The organism is Mycobacterium montefiorense, from assembly GCF_003112775.1.
GTDB classification, from domain to species: domain Bacteria; phylum Actinomycetota; class Actinomycetes; order Mycobacteriales; family Mycobacteriaceae; genus Mycobacterium; species Mycobacterium montefiorense.
In genome coordinates this window covers 80,551-103,127 of sequence record NZ_BFCH01000018.1, presented here as the reverse complement: position 1 = coordinate 103,127, position 22,577 = coordinate 80,551, and the positions used below count along the sequence as shown (strand labels likewise).

The window sequence follows — 22,577 nt, the reverse complement described above, 5'->3', positions numbered from 1 at the left end:
ACACTTGGCCGAGACGAAAACTGCCGGAGGGGCGCTTGTCGAATCCAGAGTACGAAGACGAATTGCGGTCCGAGCAGGGCTACGTGACCGAGCTCTATGCGCGTCTCGATGCCGAACGTGCGCGGGCGAAGGACCGATTCCGCGCGGCACTGCTGGGCGATGGCGAGAGCCTTTCGGATCGGGATGCCGAGGTGCGCGCGGTGGCCAGGGAGGTCAAGCGGCTGGACGTGGCGGACTACGGGCTGTGCTTCGGGCGGTTGGACGCCATTTCCGGCGAACGGTCCTACATCGGCCGGATCGGCCTCTTCGATGCCGACAATGAGTACCAACCGCTGCTGCTCGACTGGCGGGCTCCAGCCGCGCGGGCCTTCTATGTCGCCACCGCCGCCAGCCCCGAGGACATGCACCGGCGTCGCCAGTTCCACACCCGAGGGCGGCGCATCGTCGACTTCACCGATGAGGTGTTCGGCCGGCCGGGCGGAGACGCGCAAGGCGATGCGGCTCTGCTGGCGGCGGTCAACGCCCCGCGCGGCGAGGGCATGCGCGACATCGTTGCCACCATTCAGGCACAGCAGGACGAGATCATCCGGCTCGACAACCCGGGCGTCCTGGTGATCGAGGGCGGCCCCGGGACCGGGAAGACGGTCGTCGCACTGCACCGGGTCGCGTACCTGCTGTACACCCAACGCGAGCGCATCGAGCGGCACGGGGTGCTTGTGGTGGGGCCCAATGCGGCGTTCCTTCGCCACGTCGACCGCGTGCTGCCGTCGCTGGGCGAGTCCAGCGTGGTGTTCGTGACACCGGGCGATCTGGTTCCCGGGCTACACATCACCGCCGAGGACACCCCGCAATGCGCGGCGATCAAACGCTCACTGAAGATTTTGGACGTGCTGGCGGCAGCGATCGCCGATCGGCAGCGGGTGCCCGAACGTCCGGTGGAAATCGAGCTGGCGGACGTCACGATGCGCATCGACGCCGAGATCGCCGGGTGGGCGCGCGAAGAGGCGCGGGGCAGCGGACAGCCGCATAACCAGGCCCGCGCGGTGTTCGTCGACATTCTCACCTGGGCACTGACCGAACGGGCGATAGCCCGGATCGGCCGCGGCTGGCTGACCCGCAAGGACCGCGACGCATGGGAGCAGCTGCGCACGGATCTGCTCTCCGAGCTCGCCGACAACCAACAGTTCGCCGCCGCGCTCGACCGGCTCTGGCCGATCTTGACACCGCAGGAGCTGTTGACTTCGCTGTACCTCTCCCCCGAGCGGCTGCATGCCGTGGGTGCTCCCCAGGCGCTGTTGCGCGTTGATGGCCAGGCCTGGACGGTGTCAGACGTGCCGCTGCTCGACGAGCTGGTCGATCTGCTGGGCCGCGACAAGGCCGCCGCGTCCGCCGAGGCCAGCGCCGAGCGGGAGCGCAATTACGAGGCGGAGTACGCCGCCGGCGTGCTGGACCTACTCGAACTGCGCAGCGAGGACTCGATGGACGACGAGGAGCAGTTGCGCGCCCAGCACATGATCTACGCCGAGGACCTGGCGGACCGGTTCGTCGAGCGCGACACTCGTGAACTCGCCGAACGTGCTGCGGCGGATCGGGATTGGACGTACCGGCACATCGTCGTCGACGAGGCCCAGGAACTGTCCGAAATGGACTGGCGGGTGCTGATGCGACGCTGCCCCGGTCGATCCTTCACGGTGGTAGGCGATCTCGCCCAACGGCGGTCGATGGCCGGAGCGACATCGTGGCGGGCGATGCTGCAGCCGTACGTGTCCGGCCGGTGGGAATACCGGCCGCTGTCCGTGAACTACCGGACCCCGGAGGAGATCATGACGGTCGCCGCCGCGTTGCTCGAGGAGTTCGCGCCCGGGGTCCAGCCGCCGGAGTCGGTGCGCGCCTGCGGCGTGCGGCCGTGGTCGCGACAGGTCACCGATGACGAATTAGCCGGTGCTATCCACGATTTCGTTCGGGACGAATCCGATCGCGAAGGCACCAGCATCGTGATCGGCCCGCCCGGCGTGCCGGGCACGGTGCCGGCGTCGGCGACAAAGGGACTGGAGTTCGACGCCGTGCTGGTCGTCGACCCGCAACAGATCCTCGCCGACGGCCCTCGCGGCGCGGCCGAACTCTACGTCGCCCTCACCCGCGCCACGCAACGCCCCGGCGTTGTGCACCGCGACCCACTGCCACAGGCGCTGGCGGGGTTGGCCGAGTACGAGCCACGCGCTCACGTCTAGCACGGTGGCCCGGAGCCAGTGTCAGCGCCATTGCGACGCCTCGCAACGTCTCAGGGCGCTGCCCGCGACGCCTTACCGGTCAGCAGCTCCTCGGGGTGATGGAACCTGTTGCTTCGCGACTGTCCGTAGTCCAGATGTGGTGGCGGAATCCATTCGACGTCGCCGTTTTTGCGTATTCGGGTGGTCCAGCCGCCGGGCTTGATCAGCCGATGATGGGGCCCGCACGCGAAGGTGAGGTTGTCCACGTTGGTGGTATGACAGGCCGCGTAGTCATCGATGTGGTGGACTTCGCAGAGGTAACCCGGTACGTCGCAGCCGGGAGCCGAACACCCACGATCTTTGGCATGCAACACAATTCGCTGCCCCGGGGAGGCCAGTCTCTTGGCGTGATAGAGGCCTACCGGGCGGCTCTTGTCGAAGACCGCCAGGTAGTGATGGGCGTGGGTGGCCAGGCGGATGACGTCGGACATGGGCAACAGGGCGCCGCCGCCGGTGAGCGCCTTGCCGGTAGCGGCCTCCAACTCTTGGAGCGTGGTGGTGACAACGATCGTCGCCGGTAACCCGTTGTGCTGCCCGAGCTTTCCAGATGACAAGACGGCGCGCAGGGCGGCGTTGAGGCCGTCGTGGCTGCGCTGGCCGGACGTGCGGTTGTCGCGCTGCATCGCCTCCGCCGGTGTCGCATCATCGATGGTCGGTGTTTGGTCCTCGGGATTGCACATGCCGGGGGCAGCCAGTTTGGCCATCACAGCCTCGAAGGTGGCACGCGTTTCCGGCGTCAGCCAGCCGGTGAGCCGCGACATCCCATCGACGTCCTGCTTCCCCAACGTCAGTACACGTTTGCGAGCCCGATCAACGTCGGTGAAGTTGCCATCCGGGTTGAGGCAGTAGGCAAGTCGGTCCGCCAACTTGCTCACCTGCTCGGGGCGAAATTGGGTGGCCTGGTGGGCCAGCTGTTGTTCGGCCAGGCCTTGGGTTTCAACGTCCACCCAGGCCGGCAACTGATCGAAGAACTGGCGAATCACCGCGACGTGGCCGCTGCCGATGGCGCCCTGGCGCTGCCCGGCAGCAGTGGCCGGCAACCGCGGCTCCAACCGCTCACCACTCAGCGCTTGGCGTGTACCCAGGTCGTCGGCCACACTGATCCGGCGTGCCGCGTCGGCGCGGGTGATGCGCAGCCGGTCGGCCAGCACACGCGACAGCTTTCCACCGATCTCATCCGGTGTCGCCTCCCGGACAAGGCCATTGATCAGCGCATGGGCCGGCACCGGCAGTCGCCGCGCGATCTCTTCAAACCGTTCCAGCAGCCTCAAGCGCTCAGGGTTGGTCAACGCGTCGAACGACAATTCGCAGACGCGGTCAAGGTCAGCGTCGATCGCGTCGACAGCCTCTTGGATCTCGTCACCGGCGCTCGAACGCATGTTCGAATGGTATCGCCACCCACCGACAAGAAATTACTGAAACGCAAGTGGCACAAGTGATTACGCTGGGGCAGCCGTACCGCTCCCGGTCACCACACCCATCAGGCCGTCCTGGTAGGTGAGTCCCGGCGGCTTATCCGTAGCCGCGGTCGGGGCATCGGTGGCTTTCGCCGTTGACGTCGGCCATGCCGCCGGCACCGACAACGACCCCAGCGAGGCCGAGGCGCCCAGAGTCGTGCACTGGACGCTGACGCTGGAGAAGTCGCGGAACGCTTTCACCGCCGGCGGATTCTCGGCGCCATGCGACTCGACACGGTCCACGGATGTCTCCCTCCCCGCGCAATGTTGGGAAGAGAATACGACGAACGCAGAGATTTATTGACGATTCGGCCAAATTTCTGGTGACAGCGGCCCAAACTCGTCCGACTCGCCCGCGACTACCGTTCGATACGCGAAAGTACTTCGGCGACAACCGAATCGATCGACACCGACACCTGCTCACCGGTCGCGAGATCCTTTACCCCGATGGTGCCGGATTCGATATCGCGATCCCCGGCGACCAGCGCGATGCGGGCCCCCGACCGGTCGGCCGCGCGCATCGCGCCCTTGAGCCCCCGGTCGCCGTAAGCCAGGTCCACCCGGACACCGGCGGCACGCAACTGACCGCCCAGCACCGCCAGCCGCAGTTTGGCCGGTTCGCTCAACGGCACACCGAAGACCTCGCAGCGCGTAGTCTCCCCCACGCTGCGGCCTTCGGCCCGCAACGCCAGCAGCGTCCGGTCCACGCCAAGCCCAAATCCGATGCCGGACAGGTCTTGTCCGCCGAGCCGGCGCATCAGCCCGTCGTAGCGGCCACCACCGCCGATACCCGACTGGGCGCCCAGGCGAGAGTGCACGAACTCGAAGGTGGTCTTGGTGTAGTAGTCCAGCCCGCGCACCATCCGTGGGTTGATGACGTACGGCACGCCCAGTGCATCCAGGTGGGCCAGCACCGTGTCGAAGTGCTGTTTGGCGGCATCCGAAAGATGATCGAGTAACACCGGGGCATCGGCCGTCATCGCCTTGACCTCGGGTCGTTTGTCGTCGAGTACCCGCAGCGGGTTGATCTCGGCGCGCCTGCGTGTTTCGGGGTCCAGGTCAAGCCCGAACAAGAACTCCTGCAACACTTCCCGGTACTGCGGCCGGCAGCTGTCATCGCCCAGCGAGGTGATTTCCAGCCGGAATCCATCCAGGCCCAGCGACCGGAACCCGCCGTCGGCGATGGCGATCACCTCGGCGTCCAGCGCGGGATCGTCGACGCCGATCGCCTCGACGCCGACCTGCTGCAGCTGGCGATAGCGGCCGGCTTGCGGTCGCTCGTAGCGGAAAAACGGACCCGAATAACACAGTTTGACCGGCAGCGCACCGCGGTCCAGGCCGTGTTCGATCACCGCGCGTACCACCCCGGCGGTGCCCTCCGGCCGCAGCGTCACCGAGCGATCACCGCGATCCGCGAACGTGTACATCTCCTTGGACACCACGTCGGTGGATTCACCGACACCGCGGGCGAACAGCCCGGTGTCCTCGAAGATGGGTAGCTCGATATCGCCGTAACCGGCCCGACGGGCGGCGCTGAGCAGCCCATCACGCACCGCGACAAACTGCGCCGAGTCCGGTGGAACGTAATCCGGCACACCCTTGGGACCAGAGAACGTAGTGAAAGACTCCGTCATCCGGTCAGGCCTTCGAGGAACGGGTTGAAACGCCGCTCGGCGCCGATCGTGGTGGAGTTGCCGTGGCCGGGCAGCACCACGGTGTTGTCGTCGAGCACCAACAGTTTGTCGAGGATCGAGGTCAGCAGATCGCGACCGCTGCCGCCGAACAGGTCGGTGCGGCCCACCGAGCGCTCGAACAGCGTGTCACCGGTGAACACCACGTCGGCGTCGGCTTTGGCGGCTTGCGCAACCCGGAAGACCACCGATCCGCGGGTGTGCCCTGGTGTGTGATCGACGTTGACGCTCACGTTGCCGAGGTCGATCTTGTCGCCGTCGCGGTCCAGCTCGACCACCTGCTTGGGCTCGCGGAAGAAGGCACCCGTCGCCAGCTGCGCCAGCCTCGGCCCAAGGCCGTGAATCGGGTCTTTCAGCATGAAACGATCTTCGGGATGAATGTAGGTCGGGCAGCCGTAGCTGTCGGACACTTTCTGAGCAGACCACATGTGGTCGATGTGCCCGTGGGTGAGCAGCACCGCGGCCGGCGTCAGCCGATTCTGGTCGAGGATGCGCCGCAACGGACCCATCACCCGCTGCCCAGGATCCACGATGACGGCGTCCGTTCCGGGTCGCTCGGCCAGCACGTAGCAGTTGCACTGCAACATGCCAGCGGGAAATCCGGTGATCAACACGCTTCCCAGTTTCCCACGGGGGCCGCTTGACACCGAACGCCGCGCTCGCATTAGCCTGAGCTGGCTACCCGCCCCCGCTCACAACCATGGAGGCATACCGGCCGTGCCGACCAACGAACAGCGACGTGCGAACGCCAAGCGCAAACTCGAACGGCAGCTGGAGCGCCGCGCAAAGCAAGCCCGACTGCGCCGCCTCCTGCTGATCGTCGGGGGCGCCGTCGCGGCTGTCGCGGTGGTGGCCGCGGTGGTGATCACCGTGATCAACACCAACAAACACAAGGACAACACGGCGTCGCCCGCCACCTCTCCCGCGGCGAGCACGACGGCCCCGACCGGGCAGGTCCCGCCGGCTCCGCCGTTGCCGGCTTTCAAGCCGTCGGCCACCGTTGGCGCCAACTGCCAGTACCCGGCGACACCGCAGGAACCGGCCGCCAAGCCGGTCAAGCCGCCACGCACCGGCAAGGTGCCGACCGATCCGGCTCAGGTGAGCGCCAGCATGTCGACCAGCCAGGGCAACCTCGGCCTGATGCTGGCCAACAACGAATCACCCTGCACGGTCAACAGTTTCGCGAGTCTGACTGGCCAGAAGTACTTCGACAACACCAAGTGCCATCGGCTGACCACCTCGGAGACGTTGGGCGTCCTGCAATGTGGTGACCCCAAGGGCGACGGCACCGGCGGTCCGGGCTACAAGTTCGACAACGAGTACCCGACCGACCAGTACCCGCCGAACGACCCCAAGTCGCAGCAACCGGTCACCTATCCCCGCGGCACCCTGGCGATGGCCAACGCCGGACCGGGCACCAACGGCAGCCAGTTCTTCCTGGTCTACAAGGACTCTCAGCTGCCGCCCCAATACACCGTCTTCGGCACGATTCAGCCCGACGGGCTGGCCGTTCTGGACAAAATCGCCAAGGCCGGTGTCAACGGCGGCGGTGAAGACGGAGCCCCGGCCAGCGAAGTCACAATCAAGTCGATACTTCTCGACTAGACCCCGGCTGACCCAACACGAATCGCCACGGATTCGTCAGAATTCGGCGCCTGGATCGCCCACACCTTAAGGTCGGTGCGTGGGGACGGAGTCATTCGGACAGTACGAACTGCGTGAGTTGCTGGGCCGCGGCGGCATGGGACAGGTTTACCGCGCCTACGACACCAGTACCGACCGGATCGTCGCGCTCAAGGTGCTGCCCGCGCATCTGGCCGAAGACGCCGAGTTCCAGCAACGCTTCCGCCGCGAGGCACGGATCGCCGCCAGCCTGAGCGATCCGCACATGGTGCCGATCCACAGCTACGGCGAGATCGACGGTCGGCTCTACGTCGATATGCGGCTGATCGAGGGCCGCGATCTGATGCAGTACATCGCCGAAAACGGCGGACGCCTGGCACCCGAGCGCGCGGTCGCGGTCGTCGAACAGGTTGCCGCAGCATTGGATACGGCACACGAAGTCGGACTGATCCACCGCGACATCAAGCCATCCAACATCCTGGTATCCAACCGCGACTTCATCTACCTGATCGACTTCGGCCTGGCACGCACCGCCGCCGACACCGCGCTGACGCACACCGGCCACACCATGGGCACGATGGCCTACATGGCCCCCGAGCGGTTCCGGGGCATGACCGATCACCGCGCCGACGTCTACGCGCTGGCCTGCGTTCTCTACGAATGCCTGACCGGACATCTGCCCTACCCCGGCGACACCTTTGAAGAACAGCTCAACGCGCATCTGAACACCCCGCCGCCGCGCGCCTCGTTCACCGCGCCCGGCGTACCCCAGGCCCTTGACGACGTGGTCGCCCGGGGCATGGCAAAAGATCTCGACCACCGCTACCAAACGGCGCTCGAGTTCGCCGAGGCGGCCAAAGCCGCACTGGCAGGCCAGCACGGCGGCGCGCCACCACCGCCATCCCCAGCGACGGCCGCCACTGGGCCGCAGTACCCGGTTGCACCGGCCACCGCCTTGCAGCAGCCTGCGCAGCGCTCGCACACGCGCCTGATCGTCGGCATTGTCGCCGCATCGATCTTCACGCTTGCGATGGTGACGATCCTGGTCGTCTCGCTGATCACGAACGGCGACTCCCCCGCGAGCAATACCGCGTCCAGCGCCGCACCCCATCCCCGGACGCCAAAACAAGGGCCGGCCATGGGAGGGCCCGGCACACCGATGACCTCGGCCACCCTGAACGGGGCCACCGCGCCGCCGCTGCCCGCATTTGCGCCGCCGGCCGACCTGGGTGCCAACTGCCAATATCCGGTCGTGGCCGCCGACTCGCCCGATGCGTCGCCCAAGCCCGTCGACCCGCCCCGCTCCGGCAGGGTAGCCACCGACCCGCCGGTAATCAGGGCGATCATCTCCACCAACGTCGGCGAGATCGGCCTCGAGCTCGACAACGCCAAGGCCCCTTGCGCGGTGAACAGCTTCGCCAGCCTTACCCGACAACGCTTCTTCAGCGACACCTCATGCGCGCGACTAATCAAGACCGCCGACTCCGCGTCACTGCTGTGCGGCGGCCCCGACACGGACGGCGGTGGTGGCCCCGGCTACGAATTCGCCGACGAGTACCCGACCAACCAATACCCCGCGGGGGATGCCGCGCTGCGGGCGACCGTCGTGTACCCGCGCGGAACCGTGGCCATGGCCACCTCCGAGCCCAACACGAACGGCAGCCAATTCATCATGTTCTTCGCGGACACCGAGACAACACCGGTGAACACCGTGCTCGGCACGATAGATGAGGCCGGCCTGGCGGTTCTCGACAAGATCGGCGCGGCGGGTGTGGCCGGCAATCGGGACAGCGGTCTTCCCGCCGCCCCGATCACGATCAAATCGGTGCGACTCGGCTAAACGCGAGCGTTACGCGGCCGACGTCACGCGGTAGACGTCGTAAACGCCTTCGACATTGCGCACGACATTGAGTAGGTGCCCGAGATGCTTGGGGTCACCCATCTCAAAAGTGAAGCGGCTGATGGCAACCCGGTCACCCGAGGTGGTCACCGATGCCGAGAGGATGTTTACCTTTTCGTCGGCCAGTACCCGCGTGACGTCCGACAACAGCCGGTGGCGGTCGAGCGCCTCGACCTGAATAGCCACCAGGAACACCGACGACGGCGACGGGGCCCAGAGCACCTCGATGATGCGCTCGGCCTGCTGCTGCAGTGACGCGGCGTTGGTGCAGTCGGTGCGGTGCACGCTGACGCCGCCGCCGCGAGTGACGAAGCCCATGATCTGGTCGCCCGGCACCGGTGTGCAGCATTTGGCCAGCTTGCTCAGCACCCCGGGGGCACCGGGGACCGAGACGCCGACGTCGTCGGTGCTGCGCGGCCGGCGCAGCATCGTTGTCGGCGTGGACCGCTCGGCGAGGTCCTCTTCGGCCTGGTCGATGCCGCCGAGCTCGGCCAGTAGCCGTTGTACGACGTGGCGCGCCGACACATGCCCCTCGCCGATCGCGGTGTACATCGAAGAGACGTCGGTGTAATGCAGCTCCCGGGCCACCGCGGCCATGGCCTCACCATTAACCAAGCGCTGCAACGGAAGTCCGCCGCGGCGCACTTCGCGAGCCATCGCTTCTTTACCGGTCTCGAGCGCCTCTTCGCGGCGCTCCTTGGCGAACCACTGCCGGATCTTCGCCTTGGCTCGCGGCGACACCACGAACTGCTGCCAGTCCCGCGACGGCCCGGCGTTGGGCGCCTTGGAGGTGAAAACCTCTACGACTTCCCCGTTTTCGAGCTTGCGCTCCAGCGCGACCAGTCGCCCGTTGACCCTGGCGCCGATGCATCGGTGGCCGACCTCGGTGTGCACCGCGTAGGCGAAGTCCACCGGCGTCGAACCGTTCGGCAGGGTGACCACATCGCCCTTGGGGGTGAACACAAAAATCTCTTGCACCGCAAGGTTGTAACGCAACGACTCCAGGAACTCACCCGGGTCAGCGGCCTCACGTTGCCAGTCGAGCAGCTGACGCATCCAGGCCATGTCGTCGATCTCGGTGGCGGCGTGCAGATGCGGAAGACCGTTGCGGCCCTTGGCTTCCTTGTAACGCCAGTGCGCGGCGATGCCGTACTCGGCGGTGCGGTGCATGTCCCGGGTGCGGATCTGCACTTCCAGCGGCTTACCCTCCGACCCGACAACCGTGGTGTGCAGCGATTGGTAGACACCGAATCTGGGCTGGGCGATGTAGTCCTTGAATCGCCCGGCCATCGGCTGCCACAGCGAATGCACCACGCCGACAGCGGCATAGCAGTCCCGGATCTCGTCGCACAGGATGCGGATGCCGACCAGGTCGTGGATGTCGTCGAAGTCGCGGCCCTTGACGATCATCTTCTGGTAGATCGACCAGTAGTGCTTGGGGCGACCCTCCACCACGGCTTTGATTTTCGACGCGCCCAGGGTGTTGACGATCTCGGCACGGACCTTGGCCAGGTAAGTGTCGCGCGACGGCGCCCGCCCGGCGACGAGGCGAACGATCTCCTCATATTTCTTGGGGTGCAGGATCGCGAAAGACAGGTCTTCGAGCTCCCACTTGACGCTGGCCATACCCAGCCGATGTGCAAGGGGTGCAATGACTTCCAGTGTCTCACGGGCTTTGCGGGCCTGCTTCTCCGGCGGCAGGAAGCGCATGGTGCGCATGTTGTGCAGCCGGTCGGCCACCTTGATCACCAGCACTCGCGGGTCGCGAGCCATCGCGGTGATCATCTTGCGGATGGTCTCGCCTTCGGCGGCGTTGCCCAGTTCGACGCGGTCCAGCTTGGTCACGCCGTCGACCAGGTGGCCTACCTCTTCGCCGAATTCCTCGCTCAAAGCCTCGAGCGTGTAGCCGGTGTCCTCGACGGTGTCGTGCAGCAGCGCGGCCACCAAAGTCGTGGTGTCCATGCCCAATTCGGCGAGAATATTGGCGACAGCCAGCGGGTGGGTGATGTAGGGATCACCGGAATACCGCAACTGTGTGGCATGGCGTTCGTCGGCGACCTCGAACGCCCGGGTGAGCATCGAAAGGTTCGCCTTGGGATAGATCTCCCGATGCACCGCCACCAGCGGCTCGAGCACGGGGTTCAGCGCGCCGCGCTGGGCGGTCATTCGCCGGGCCAGCCGGGCCCGGACGCGACGAGACGCACTGCTCGACGTCTTCAGAGACTCGGCCGGTGGCTCCGGCGGCCCCGGCGGGTCGAGGGGTGGTAGCGATGCTGGCGACTCTATGGGCGGCACCACAGCTTGCGCCGTGCTCTGCTCATCCGCCACGTCGGTCACCTCCGAATTCGAGGATATTCCTTACCCACGGCACAAACTGTGTACTTCCAGCGGAGCAACCGCCTCGCGGCCGCCCAGCGAGGTGAGCTCCAGCACCACCGCCGCCCCCGCCAACCGGACCCCGGCCTGCCCAAGCAGTCGGGCCGCCGCGCGCAGCGTTCCACCGGTGGCGAGCACGTCATCGAAGATCATCACGCTGCGGTCGCGCAGTTCGACGCCGTCGGCCGGGATTTCCAGGGTGGAGCTGCCGTACTCCAGGTCGTATTCCACGGCGTACACCGGCGGCGGCAGCTTGCCGCCCTTGCGGATGGTCAAGACGCCGGTGCCCAGCCGTTCGGCCACGGCCGCCGCCACCAGAAACCCGCGGGAATCGATACCGGCCACCAGATCGACGTCGGAGGCTAGATCTGCCAGCGCATCGGTGACCGCGCCCATGCCTTCCCCGTCGGCGAACAGCGGGGTCAGATCTTTGAAGTGGACTCCCGGCTGCGGAAAATCGGCCACCGCGCGCGTCAACGACGCGATGTGGGCGGCCAGCAGCGCGTCCTCTCGAACACTCGTCATTGCAGCAAAGCCCATCGGTCCATGTTCCAACCGGCCCCCCACCGAGTCGGGTTTGCGCTGACGGCGTACATCCGCTTCGACATCAGCAACGTGCGCTGCTGCCGATAGAGGGGCAGCGTTGGCATGTCCCCCCAGAGTACCGGGGCAGCCTCGGCAAGCAGGCGAACACGCTCGGCCGGGTCGCCCGATACCGCGAGCGCCCCGATTATGCCGTCGACCTGCGGATTCGAATACGCGGACAGGTTGTTGCCGTTGCCGCTGTGCAAGTCGTAGGCGTCCATCGCCGACGATCCGGTGGACCCGCTGCCATTGGCTCCACCGGTGCTGGCCAGCAAGACGTCGATCTTTCCGTCCTTGAGCGCCTGGGGTCCGGACGTATCCAGCGTGATGTTGGACACACCGATCCCGGCCGCCGCGCAGGACTTGGTGATGGTCCCGACGGTGACCGCGAGCCGGGCGTTGGGGCCCTGGTAGCCGATCCGCACCGGCAGCGGCGCACCGCCCAGCGCATCGCGGGCAGCGGCGGGGTCCGCCTTGTTGAACGGGGCGGCTTCGGCGGCACCGTCGGCCAGCGCGACGGCGTCCTCGGCAACCGGAGACAGGCGCGAGTTGGCTATCGGGACCCCGGCGTCGTGCGCGATCGCGTCACGGGGCGTACACAGCGCGAACGCGCGACGGGCCTTGGCCTGCGCCAGCGGGCCCTGCGGCGCAAAGATCAGCTGCTCGATGCCCGCCGATGACAAATCGGTGCGCTCGTAGTTGTCCGGTGTGGCCAGCGCTCCCGAGGATCCGGCCGCGACGTCCACCACGTCGACGTTGCGGTTGTTGACCCGGTCCTGGATGTCGGCGGCCTGCGGCGACACGGTGATCCGCTTGGTGATCGCCTTGGGGCCCCACCACCGATCGTTTGCGACGAGCACCACGGCGCCGTCGTCCAGGACGGATTCGACCTTGTAAGGCCCCGACGACGGGAAGCGTTTGACGATGTCGTCGTGCTTGAGGCCGGGCTTGAGGTTCCACGTGGTGTTCCACAGCTGCGCGATCTGTGCGACCGAGGACGCGTTGTTGCTGAGCAGCGTCGCGGTCACGTCGATGTTGAGCTGGTCGGCGATTACGTGCGACGGCAGCATCGTCGTCGCGGCGAACAGCTGCATGTAGTCGACGACGCCTCGGTCCGGGACGAACGACACCCGCGCCTTTTTCTGCCCCGGTATGCATTCGACGTTGGCGATGTCGACGTAGCCGGCCTGAGTGGCGGCGTCGAAGCCGGGAAACCGACCCGACGCCGCCGCCCAGGCGAGCACCAGGTCGTCACACGTCACCGGCTTGCCGTCGGAGTAGACGGCATTGTCGGCGATCTGGTAGTCGAGCACCAACGGCGAACCGCCCACCACCGCGACGGTGCCGAAGTCGTGGTCGGCGACGACCTGTCCGTCGGGGCCGTGATAGCCGAACCCGGTCAGCGTGCGAGCGAAGGCCTGCGCCCCGGCCGAAGCGAAACCGACGGTGGTGTTGACGTTGTAGCTGCTCAGCGGGCCGTCGACGACATAGTCGATCTGCGAGGCGGCGCTACTCGAGCACCCGGTCAGCGCGACTGCGCACGCGAGCGCCACGACCACTGCGGCGGGCGCCGCCCGCCGCAGGCCCCGCCTGATCCGCATGCCAATGGTGCCCACAGTCCGCGGACACCAGGGGGCCATCTCGGCTACCGCCGGCCGGCGTTTCGCTTGCCGCTCGGCCGCCGGGTACCGGTGGGCCGCACGGGCCGAGCACCCGGCGCCGGCTTGCTCGGCGCCGACTCGGTGGACGCCGCTGCGGCTTTCTTTGTCTCTTCGGTGCTTTCAGACGCTTCTTCGCCGACGCTGCTCACCTGCTCCGGCGTGCCGGGCTTGCGCCGTCTCACGACGCGTCGGGTGTGGGAACGCACCAGCTCCGTGCGCTCGCGCAGCGTGACCAGCAGCGGGGTGGCGAAGAAGATCGACGAGTAAGTGCCGACCAGGATGCCGACCAGCTGCACCAGCGCCAGGTCCTTCAGCGTGCCGACACCCAGCAGCCACACCGCCACCACCATCAGCGCCAGCACCGGCAGTACCGAGATCAGGCTGGTATTGATCGAGCGCATGAAGGTCTGGTTGATCGCCAGGTTGGCCTGCTCGGCGAAGGTGCGCCGGGTGGTGTGCTGGAAACCGTGGGTGTTCTCCTCAACCTTGTCGAACACGATGACGGTGTCGTAAAGCGAGAACCCGAGGATGGTAAGCAAACCGATCACCGTGGCCGGGCTGACTTCGAAGCCGACCAGCGAATAAACGCCGGCAGTGACGGCCAGGTCGAACACCATCGTCGTCAGCGCAGAGATGGCCATGTAGCGCTCGTAGCGCACCATGATGTAGATGCTGACCAGCACCAGGAACACCGCCAGCGCGAACAGCGCCTTCTTGGTGATCTGATCGCCCCAGGTCTCAGATACCGCCGAGTCGCTGATGGCCGCCTTGTTCGGCTTGCCGTCGGGACCTTTGGGCCCGAACGCGTCGAACAGCGCGTTGCGCAGCTTCGAGGTTTGGTCGTTGGACAGCGTTTCCGAATTGATCTGCACCGTGGCCGAAGCTCCGCTGCCGACGGTGACCACCGATTCGGCATCACGGCCCAGGGTCTTCCTGAACACGTCCTGCACCTGCGAGGTCTGCACGTCGCCGCGCGGGAACGAGACCGTGGTGCCGCCCTTGAAATCGATCCCGAAAGTAAAGCCCCGCACGATGATCGACAGGATCGCGATGGCGACGATCACACCGCTGATGCCGTACCACAGCCGGCGCCGCCCGACCACCTCGAACGCACCCGTTCCGGTGTAGAGCCGCGCGATGAAGCTGTGATGCGGCAGCCGCGCGCGGGAGTCCGACGTCGGCTCCACCACGCCCTCGCTGGCTTCGGTGATTTCGGCCGCGTCGCTCTTGGTCTCCGAGTCGGCCTTCGTGTCCTCGGCCTCGGAGCCGGTGTTGCCTTTGGAGGTCATCGCCTATCCCCGTCCCGTCTTCACGCTCGACGAAGCCCGGCGTTCGCGGGCGACCTGCTGGACAGCTCCCAGGCCGTTGTAGACGGGCTTCGCCAGTGTCGGAGATTTGGAGGCCAGGTAGACCAGCGGCCAGGTCACCAGGAACACCACCACGATGTCGAGCACCGTGGTCAGGCCCAGGGTGAAGGCGAATCCGCGCACCTGGCCGATCGCCAGGGCGTACAGCACGGCGGCGGCCAGGAAGGTGACGGCGTTACCCGACACGATCGTCTTGCGGGCCCGCGCCCAGCCTCGAGGCACCGCCGACCGGAACGAACGGCCTTCGCGGATCTCGTCTTTGATGCGTTCAAAGAACACCACGAACGAGTCGGCGGTGGTTCCGATACCGATGATCAGACCCGCGATGCCGGCCAGGTCCAGGGTGTAGTTGATCTGTCGGCCCAGGATCACCAAGATCGCGAAAATCATTGCACCGGAAGCAGTTAACGATAGTGCCGTTAGCAATCCAAGCACCCGGTAGTACAGCAGCGAATAGAGCAGCACCAGCAGCAAGCCGATCGAGCCAGCAATCAGCCCCGCGCGCAGCGAGGTCAATCCCAATGTGGCCGAGACGGTTTGGGCTTCCGAGGATTCGAAGGACAGCGGAAGCGAGCCGTATTTCAGGACGTTGGCCAGCTGGCCGGCGGTCGAGGCAGTGAATGGTGGGTCACCACCAGTGATTTGGGTCCGGCCGCCGGGGATCGCTTCCTGAATCATCGGGGCGCTGACGACCTGCGAGTCCAGGGTGAACGCGGTCTGGGTACCGACGTGGGCGGCGGTGAAGTCAGCCCAGGTGTTGGCCGCGGCGGGCTTGAACTGAACGTCGACGACGTAGCCGATGCCGTGTTGGTTCATCGTCGAGCTGGCGTCCTGAATCTGATCGCCACTGATGATCGACGGCCCCAGCTGGTAGGCGGTCTTGTGGTCGGTGGAACAGGTGATCAGCGGCAGCGTCGGGTCGTCGTTGCCGGCCAGAATGTCCTCTTTGTCGCAGTGGGCAGCAACCCAGCGCATCGCAACCATCTGAATGTAAGGGTTGGGGCTCTGCCGGAAATCCTTCATCGCCTGGATGCGCTCCGCCAGATCCTTGCGCGGATCGGGCGGCGCGGGTGCCTCAGGCGGCGGCGCGTCGGCGGCGGGCGCTCCGGGCGGCGGCGCTCCGGGTGCCGGCGCATTACCGGGCGCGGGCGCCGGGCTCGGTGCGGGGCTGGGGGTCGGCGGCGGGTCCTGCGGATAGGGCCGCGGTTGCGGCGCCGGCCGTCCGGCCGGCGGTGGCGCGGGCTGGCCGGCAGGCGCAGGTGCCGACTGCCCGGGCGCGGGCTGGCCGGCAGGCGGAGGTGCCGACTGCCCGGGCGCGGGCTGGCCGGCAGGCGGAGGTGCCGGCTGCCCGGGCGCCGGGGCGCCCGATGGGCTCCCCGCAGGCGGCTGGGCCCCAGGCTTGGGTTCGGCACTTTGGGCCGGCACCGCGTTGAGCACCGGCCGGATGTAGAGCCGAGCCGTTTGTCCCAGATTGCGGGCCTCGTTGCCGTCGTTGCCGGGCACCGTGATCACCAGGTTGTCACCGTCGACGACAACCTCCGAGCCGGAGACGCCCAGGCCGTTGACGCGCGCGCTGATGATCTGCTGCGCCTGCGACAGCGCCTCGCGGCTCGGGCGCGACCCGTCCGGAGTACGCGCGGTCAGCGTCACACGGGTGCCACCCTGCAGATCGATGCCGAGCTTCGGGGCGGCCCGCTTGTCACCGGTGAGAAACACCGTCAAATAGACAGCGACCAGCAGAAACAGGAAAACCGATAGGTAGCGGGCAGGGTGCACCGGCGCCGAAGACGATGCCACTTTCCTAATATCTCCTTGAAAATCGGTTTTATCCCCGACAGAGCCTACGTGTCCGAGTCGCGCAAAACGCTTATCGGACCGGAGCGGTCACTGATCTTTGGTCAGCCGACTCTCGTCGGCAGGGTCTTGGGGACCTTCGGACTCTCCAAAGGCCGCGTCGTCTTCATCCAAGTCGTCCTCGGCCACGATCCGGTCGCGGATGGCCAGCTTCATCCAGGTGGTCACCACGCCGGGCGCGATCTCGAGGTCGACGGTGTCGTCGGTGAACGCGACGATGGTCGCCTGCAAGCCGGACGTCGTGTGCACGCGGTCCCCCGGCTGCAAGGAGTCGTGCAGGTCGATGGTGGCTTGCATCGCGCGCTTCTGGCGGCGCGACGCCAGATACATGAACCCGCCCATGATGAGCAGGAACGGCAGGAACAAAACCAAACTTTCCATCGAACAAGCCTGTCTTTCGTATCGGTATTGCTGGGTATGCCAACGGTCGACGCCGGCCGACCGGGAGGTCACGCAGCGCGTAACGGGTCCAGTGTGCCCGTCCAGTCTGGCAGGCCACCGGTCGCGACGGATCGGCACCTGCGCGGACCACACCGGCCGCACACCGCGACCATGTCCTCGGCAGGCACCACGACCGCCCGAACATATAGGCTCTCAGCGCGACGCGACCCGCGCGCCGCAGGGAGGATGCCGTGACCAGCCTTGAGCAGACCCGCCAACTGGTTACCGAAATCCCTGGTCCCCGGTCGCTGGAGCTGAACAAACGCCGAAGCGCGGCGGTGTCGCACGGCGTGGGCGTCACCCTGCCCGTGTTCGTCGCCCGCGCCGGCGGCGGCATCGTCGAGGACGTCGACGGAAACCGGCTGATCGACCTGGGCTCCGGCATCGCAGTCACCACGATCGGCAACTCCTCGCCGCGGGTGGTGGACGCGGTGCGCGAGCAGGTGGCCGAGTTCACCCACACCTGCTTCATGGTGACGCCGTACGAGTCCTACATCGCGGTCGCCGAAGCGCTGAACCGGATCACTCCCGGCTCGGGTGAGAAGCGCTCGGCGCTGTTCAACTCCGGCGCCGAGGCCGTCGAGAACGCCATCAAGATTGCTCGCTCATACACCCGCAAGACCGCCGTGGCGGCCTTCGACTACGCGTATCACGGCCGCACCAACATGACGATGGCGCTGACCGCGAAGTCGATGCCGTACAAGAGCGGCTTCGGCCCGTTCGCTCCGGAGATCTACCGGGCGCCGATGTCCTACCCGTACCGGGATGGCTTGCTCGACAAGGAGCTGGCCACCGACGGCGAGCTAGCCGCCAAGCGCGCCATCAGCGTGTTCGACAAGCAGATCGGCGCCGACAACCTGGCGGCCGTCGTCATCGAGCCCATCCAGGGCGAGGGCGGGTTCATCGTGCCGGCCGAGGGATTCCTGCCCACGCTGCTGGCCTGGTGCCGCAAGAACAACGTGGTGTTCATCGCCGACGAGGTGCAAAGCGGGTTTGCCCGCACCGGCGCAATGTTCGCCTGCGAGTACGAAGGCATCGAGCCCGACCTGATCTGCACCGCCAAGGGCATCGCCGGGGGCCTGCCGCTGTCGGCGGTGACCGGCCGAGCCGAAATCATGGACGCCCCGCATGTCAGCGGGCTGGGCGGCACGTTCGGCGGAAACCCGGTGGCGTGTGCGGCAGCCTTGGCCAGTATCGCGACGATCGAGGACGACGGTCTGGTCGAACGGGCCCAGCAGATCGAGCGGCTGATCACCGACGTGCTGCTGCGGATGCAGACCGGCGACGATCGAATCGGTGACGTCCGCGGCCGCGGCGCCATGGTCGCGGTCGAGCTGGTGAAATCCGGGACCAGCGAACCCGACGCCGAGCTGACGAACAAGCTGGCCACCGCGGCCGGCGCCGCCGGCATCATCGTGCTGACCTGTGGCATGTACGGCAATGTCATCCGGCTGCTGCCGCCGCTGACGATCAGCGACGAGCTGCTCACCGAGGGACTCGACGTGCTGCGCGCGCTACTGGCCGATCTCTGACCAGAACCCGGCCGACCGACCCGGGGACGACGGCTGCTCGCCGACGTGAGCGACGATGCAACGGTTGCTCGACACACTCGATCCGGAAGACTCGCGAGGATAACCTCGGTGGCATAACTCACAGTGAACTGCCAACCACAGCCCATTGAGGAATACCGTTAGTTTCGCTAACGTTTTAAGGGTTAGCGCAGTGTCGCGCGACCACAGCTCATATTTCTCAGTTGTTTCAAGGAGAAGTGTCATGTCAACCTCCAGTCAGGACGAGCGGCTCGAACGCCGCGTGGCGGAGCTGTCCGCCAACGACCCGCAGTTCGCCGCCGCCAAGACCGACCCGGCCGTCGCCGCGGCTCTCGAACAGCCTGGACTGCGTCTGCCTCAGATCATCAAGACCGTGCTCGAGGGCTACGCCGACCGCCCGGCTCTTGGCCAGCGCGTCGTGGAGTTCGTCAAAGACCCGAAGACCGGGCGCACCTCGCCAGAGCTGCTCCCCCGCTTCGAGACCATCACCTACCGCGAACTGGACGAGCGCGTCGATGCCCTGGCACGCGCGCTGGCCGCCGACTCGGTGCAGGCCGGCGACCGCGTCGCCGTGCTGGGCTTCAACAGCGTCGACTTCACCACTATCGACGTCGCACTGGCCCACATCGGCGCCGTGTCGGTCCCGCTACAGACCAGCGCGGCCCTCACGCAGCTGCAGCCGATCGTGGCCGAAACCGAGCCCGGCGTGATCGCGGCCAGCGCGAACCAGCTGCCCGAAGCCGTCGAGCTGATCCTGACCGGCCACACCCCGGCCAAGCTGGTCGTCTTCGACTACCACCCCGAGGTCGACGACCAGCGCGAGGCGGTCGAAACCGCCCGTGCGCGTCTGGCCGACACCGCGGTCGTTATCGAGCCGCTCGCCGAGATCATCGAGCGCGGGAAAGTGCTTCCGGCGCTGCCTGTTTCGGATGCAGACGCAACCGATAACCCGTTGGCCCTGCTGATCTATACCTCCGGTAGCACCGGCGCACCCAAGGGCGCGATGTATCTGGCCGGCAACATCGGCAAGATGTGGTGCCGGTCGCGCCGCAACTGGTTCGCGCCGAGTGCCGCGTCGATCACGCTCAACTTCATGCCGATGAGCCACGTCATGGGGCGCGGCATCCTCTACGGCACGCTCGGTAACGGCGGCACGGCCTACTTCGCCGCCAAGAGCGACCTGTCCACCCTGCTGGAAGACATCCAGCTGGTGCGGCCCACCGAGATGAACTTCGTGCCGCGAATCTGGGAGACCCTCTACAGCGAATACCAGCGCCAGGTCGAGCGTCGGATCGCCGACGCCGGCGCCTCCGCTGACCGGGCGGCCATCGAAACCGAGGTCCTCGACGAGCAGCGGCAGCACCTGCTGGGCGGCCGGTTCATCTTCGCGATGACGGGCTCGGCGCCCACCTCTGCAGAACTCAAGGCCTGGGTCGAAGCCCTGCTCGAGATGCATCTGCTGGACGGCTATGGCTCCACCGAGGCCGGGATGGTGCTGTTCGACGGCGAGGTCCAGAAGCCGCCAGTCATCGACTACAAGCTGGTCGACGTGCCGGATCTGGGGTACTTCGCCACTGACCGGCCGCACCCGCGCGGTGAGTTGCTGCTCAAGACCGAGAACATGTTCCCCGGCTACTACAAGAGGCCAGAGGTCACTGCCGGCGTGTTCGACGCGCAAGGCTACTACCGGACCGGCGACGTCGTCGCCGAGGTAGCGCCCGGAAGGCTGGTCTACGTCGACCGCCGCAACAACGTGCTCAAGCTGGCGCAGGGTGAATTCGTCACCGTCGCCAAGCTGGAGGCGGTATTCGGCAACAGCCCGCTGATCCGGCAGATCTACGTCTATGGCAACAGTGCACACCCCTACCTGCTGGCCGTCGTGGTGCCGACCGAAGAAGCGTTGCGGCGAAACGAGCTTGGGGTGCTCAAGGGACTGATCGCCGACTCGCTGCAGGACGTCGCGAAGGAAGCGAGCCTGCAGTCCTACGAGGTGCCGCGCGACTTCCTCATCGAGACAACGCCTTTCACGCTGGAGAATGGTCTGCTGACCGGCATCCGCAAGCTGGCGTGGCCGAAGCTGAAGCAGCACTACGGCGAGCGGCTCGAACAGCTCTACACCGACCTGGCCGCGACCCAGGCCAACGAGCTCTCCGAACTGCGCAGCAGCGGGGCCCAGGCCCCGGTGCTGCAAACGGTCAGCCGGGCCGCGGCCGCACTGCTGGGTGCGGCGAGCGGCGACCTGTCGCCGGAAGCACACTTCACCGACCTCGGCGGAGACTCGTTGTCGGCGTTGACATTCGGCAATCTGCTGCACGAGATCTTCGACGTCGACGTCCCGGTGGGTGTGATCGTCAGCCCGGCCAACGACCTGGCCGCGATCGCCGCCTACATCGAAAGCGAGCGCCAGGGCAACAAGCGGCCCACCTTCGCCGCCGTGCACGGGCGCAACGCCGTCGAGGTGCACGCCGGTGACCTCACGCTGGACAAGTTCATCGACGCGCCGACGTTGGCGGCCGCACCGGAGCTGCCCGCCGCCGCCACCGAGGTGCGCACCGTCTTGCTGACCGGAGCCACCGGCTTCCTCGGCCGCTACCTGGCCCTGGAATGGCTGGAGCGAATGGACCTGGTCGACGGCAAGGTGATCGCCCTGGTCCGCGCCAAGGACGACGCGGCCGCGCGCGCCCGGCTGGATGCGACCTTTGATAGCGGTGACGCCCAACTGCTGGCCCACTACCGGCAGCTGGCCGGCGATCACCTCGAGGTCATCGCCGGCGACAAGGGAGAGGCAAACCTGGGCCTGGACGAGCAGACCTGGCAGCGGCTGGCCGACACGGTCGATTTGATCGTCGATCCCGCCGCCCTGGTCAACCACGTGCTGCCGTACAGCGAGCTGTTCGGTCCCAACGCCTTGGGCACCGCCGAGCTGATCCGCATCGCGCTGACCGCGAAGTTGAAGCCGTACACCTACGTGTCCACGATCGGGGTGGGCGACCAGATCAAGCCGGGCGCGTTCGTCGAGGACGCCGACATCCGCGAGATCAGTGCCACCCGGCAGATCAACGACAGCTACGCCAACGGTTACGGCAACAGCAAGTGGGCCGGTGAGGTGCTGCTGCGCGAGGCCAACGACCTGTGTGGCCTACCGGTCGCGGTGTTCCGTTGCGACATGATCCTGGCCGATACCACCTACGCCGGTCAGCTCAACGTGCCGGACATGTTCACCCGGATGATGCTGAGCCTGGTGGCCACCGGCATCGCGCCCGCCTCGTTCTACGAGCGCGACGCAATCGGTAACCGCCAGCGCGCTCACTACGACGGGCTGCCGGTGGAGTTCATCGCCGATGCGATCTCGACGCTGGGTGCACAAAGCGCCGGCGGGTTCCGCACCTTCCACGTGATGAACCCGTACGACGACGGCATCGGCATGGACGAGTTCGTCGACTGGCTCATCGAGGGCGGATCCGCCATCCGCCGCGTTGATGACTACGGCGAGTGGCTGCAACGGTTCGAGACCAGCCTGCGCGCGCTGCCCGAAAAGCAGCGCAACGCATCGCTTTTGCCGCTGCTGCACAACTACCAGAAGCCGGAGCACCCGATCCGCGGATCGATGGCACCGACCGATCTGTTCCGTGCGGCAGTCCAGGACGCCAAAGTCGGCCCGGACAAAGATATTCCGCACATCAGCGCGCCGATCATCAACAAGTACGTCAGCGACCTACAGTTGCTCGGCCTGCTCTAAGGGCACCGCAAAAGCCGGTCGCCAGCTCGAGATACCCAGCTGGCGACCGGCTTTAGCGTGATG

The 22,577-nt window shown here is 66.7% G+C and carries 15 protein-coding genes; 5 read left to right on the top strand and 10 right to left on the bottom strand.

All coding sequences use genetic code 11. The features are described from left to right. Window positions 1-35: 35 nt before the first annotated feature. Complete coding sequence (gene helR, locus DB708_RS13175; protein ID WP_201263513.1) at window positions 36-2,231, top strand: RNA polymerase recycling motor ATPase HelR; 2,196 nt, start codon at window positions 36-38, stop codon at window positions 2,229-2,231. A 50-nt stretch (window positions 2,232-2,281) separates the two neighbouring features. On the opposite strand, the gene DB708_RS13170 is transcribed toward helR, so the two are convergent. The 4 genes from DB708_RS13170 to DB708_RS13155 form a co-directional block, all read right to left on the bottom strand. Further along, window positions 2,282-3,649 (bottom strand): HNH endonuclease signature motif containing protein, encoded by a 1,368-nt coding sequence (locus DB708_RS13170; protein WP_108922471.1) that lies wholly within the window; start codon window positions 3,647-3,649, stop codon window positions 2,282-2,284. Between the two features lie 60 nt (window positions 3,650-3,709). Further along, window positions 3,710-3,970 carry a hypothetical protein gene (locus tag DB708_RS13165; RefSeq protein ID WP_165839817.1) on the bottom strand — a complete coding sequence of 87 codons (261 nt, stop codon included), beginning with the start codon at window positions 3,968-3,970 and terminating at the stop codon, window positions 3,710-3,712. A 116-nt stretch (window positions 3,971-4,086) separates the two neighbouring features. Further along, on the bottom strand, window positions 4,087-5,361 hold the full coding sequence (hisS, locus tag DB708_RS13160; RefSeq protein WP_108922467.1) for a histidine--tRNA ligase: 1,275 nt from the start codon (window positions 5,359-5,361) through the stop codon (window positions 4,087-4,089). After that, entirely contained in the window at window positions 5,358-6,032 is a 675-nt protein-coding gene (locus DB708_RS13155) for an MBL fold metallo-hydrolase (protein WP_108922465.1), read from the bottom strand. Before DB708_RS13155 ends, hisS begins: the two co-directional genes overlap by 4 nt. A 103-nt stretch (window positions 6,033-6,135) precedes the next feature. Here DB708_RS13155 and DB708_RS13150 point away from each other — a divergent pair, with 103 nt between their 5' ends. Next, window positions 6,136-7,023 (top strand): peptidylprolyl isomerase, encoded by an 888-nt coding sequence (locus DB708_RS13150; protein ID WP_108922463.1) that lies wholly within the window; start codon window positions 6,136-6,138, stop codon window positions 7,021-7,023. 79 nt (window positions 7,024-7,102) lie between these two features. Further along, window positions 7,103-8,881: a protein kinase domain-containing protein gene (locus DB708_RS13145; RefSeq protein ID WP_261859581.1), complete on the top strand. Its 1,779-nt coding sequence runs from the start codon at window positions 7,103-7,105 to the stop codon at window positions 8,879-8,881. Window positions 8,882-8,890: 9 nt separating this feature from the next. Here DB708_RS13145 and DB708_RS13140 read toward each other — a convergent pair whose 3' ends face one another. The 6 genes from DB708_RS13140 to yajC form a co-directional block, all read right to left on the bottom strand. Beyond that, window positions 8,891-11,269: a RelA/SpoT family protein gene (locus DB708_RS13140; protein ID WP_108924157.1), complete on the bottom strand. Its 2,379-nt coding sequence runs from the start codon at window positions 11,267-11,269 to the stop codon at window positions 8,891-8,893. 30 nt (window positions 11,270-11,299) lie between these two features. Further along, window positions 11,300-11,842 carry an adenine phosphoribosyltransferase gene (locus DB708_RS13135; RefSeq protein WP_108922461.1) on the bottom strand — a complete coding sequence of 181 codons (543 nt, stop codon included), beginning with the start codon at window positions 11,840-11,842 and terminating at the stop codon, window positions 11,300-11,302. After that, window positions 11,839-13,509, bottom strand: a complete 1,671-nt coding sequence (locus DB708_RS13130) for an ABC transporter substrate-binding protein (protein WP_409347607.1) — start codon at window positions 13,507-13,509, stop codon at window positions 11,839-11,841. The genes DB708_RS13135 and DB708_RS13130 overlap by 4 nt, the downstream gene beginning before the upstream one ends. A gap of 38 nt (window positions 13,510-13,547) precedes the next feature. Continuing rightward, window positions 13,548-14,852, bottom strand: coding sequence for a protein translocase subunit SecF (gene secF, locus DB708_RS13125; RefSeq protein WP_108922457.1), 1,305 nt, complete (start codon window positions 14,850-14,852; stop codon window positions 13,548-13,550). Window positions 14,853-14,855: 3 nt separating this feature from the next. Then, entirely contained in the window at window positions 14,856-16,727 is a 1,872-nt protein-coding gene (secD, locus tag DB708_RS13120) for a protein translocase subunit SecD (protein WP_108922455.1), read from the bottom strand. An 87-nt stretch (window positions 16,728-16,814) separates the two neighbouring features. Next, complete coding sequence (yajC, locus tag DB708_RS13115; RefSeq protein ID WP_108922453.1) at window positions 16,815-17,165, bottom strand: preprotein translocase subunit YajC; 351 nt, start codon at window positions 17,163-17,165, stop codon at window positions 16,815-16,817. Between the two features lie 251 nt (window positions 17,166-17,416). On the opposite strand from yajC, the gene gabT reads away from it, so the two are divergent. Together gabT and car are read left to right on the top strand one after the other, a co-directional pair. Beyond that, window positions 17,417-18,757, top strand: a complete 1,341-nt coding sequence (gabT, locus tag DB708_RS13110) for a 4-aminobutyrate--2-oxoglutarate transaminase (protein ID WP_108922452.1) — start codon at window positions 17,417-17,419, stop codon at window positions 18,755-18,757. A 241-nt stretch (window positions 18,758-18,998) separates the two neighbouring features. Beyond that, complete coding sequence (gene car / locus DB708_RS13105; protein ID WP_108922450.1) at window positions 18,999-22,514, top strand: carboxylic acid reductase; 3,516 nt, start codon at window positions 18,999-19,001, stop codon at window positions 22,512-22,514. The last annotated feature ends 63 nt before the right edge of the window (window positions 22,515-22,577 follow it).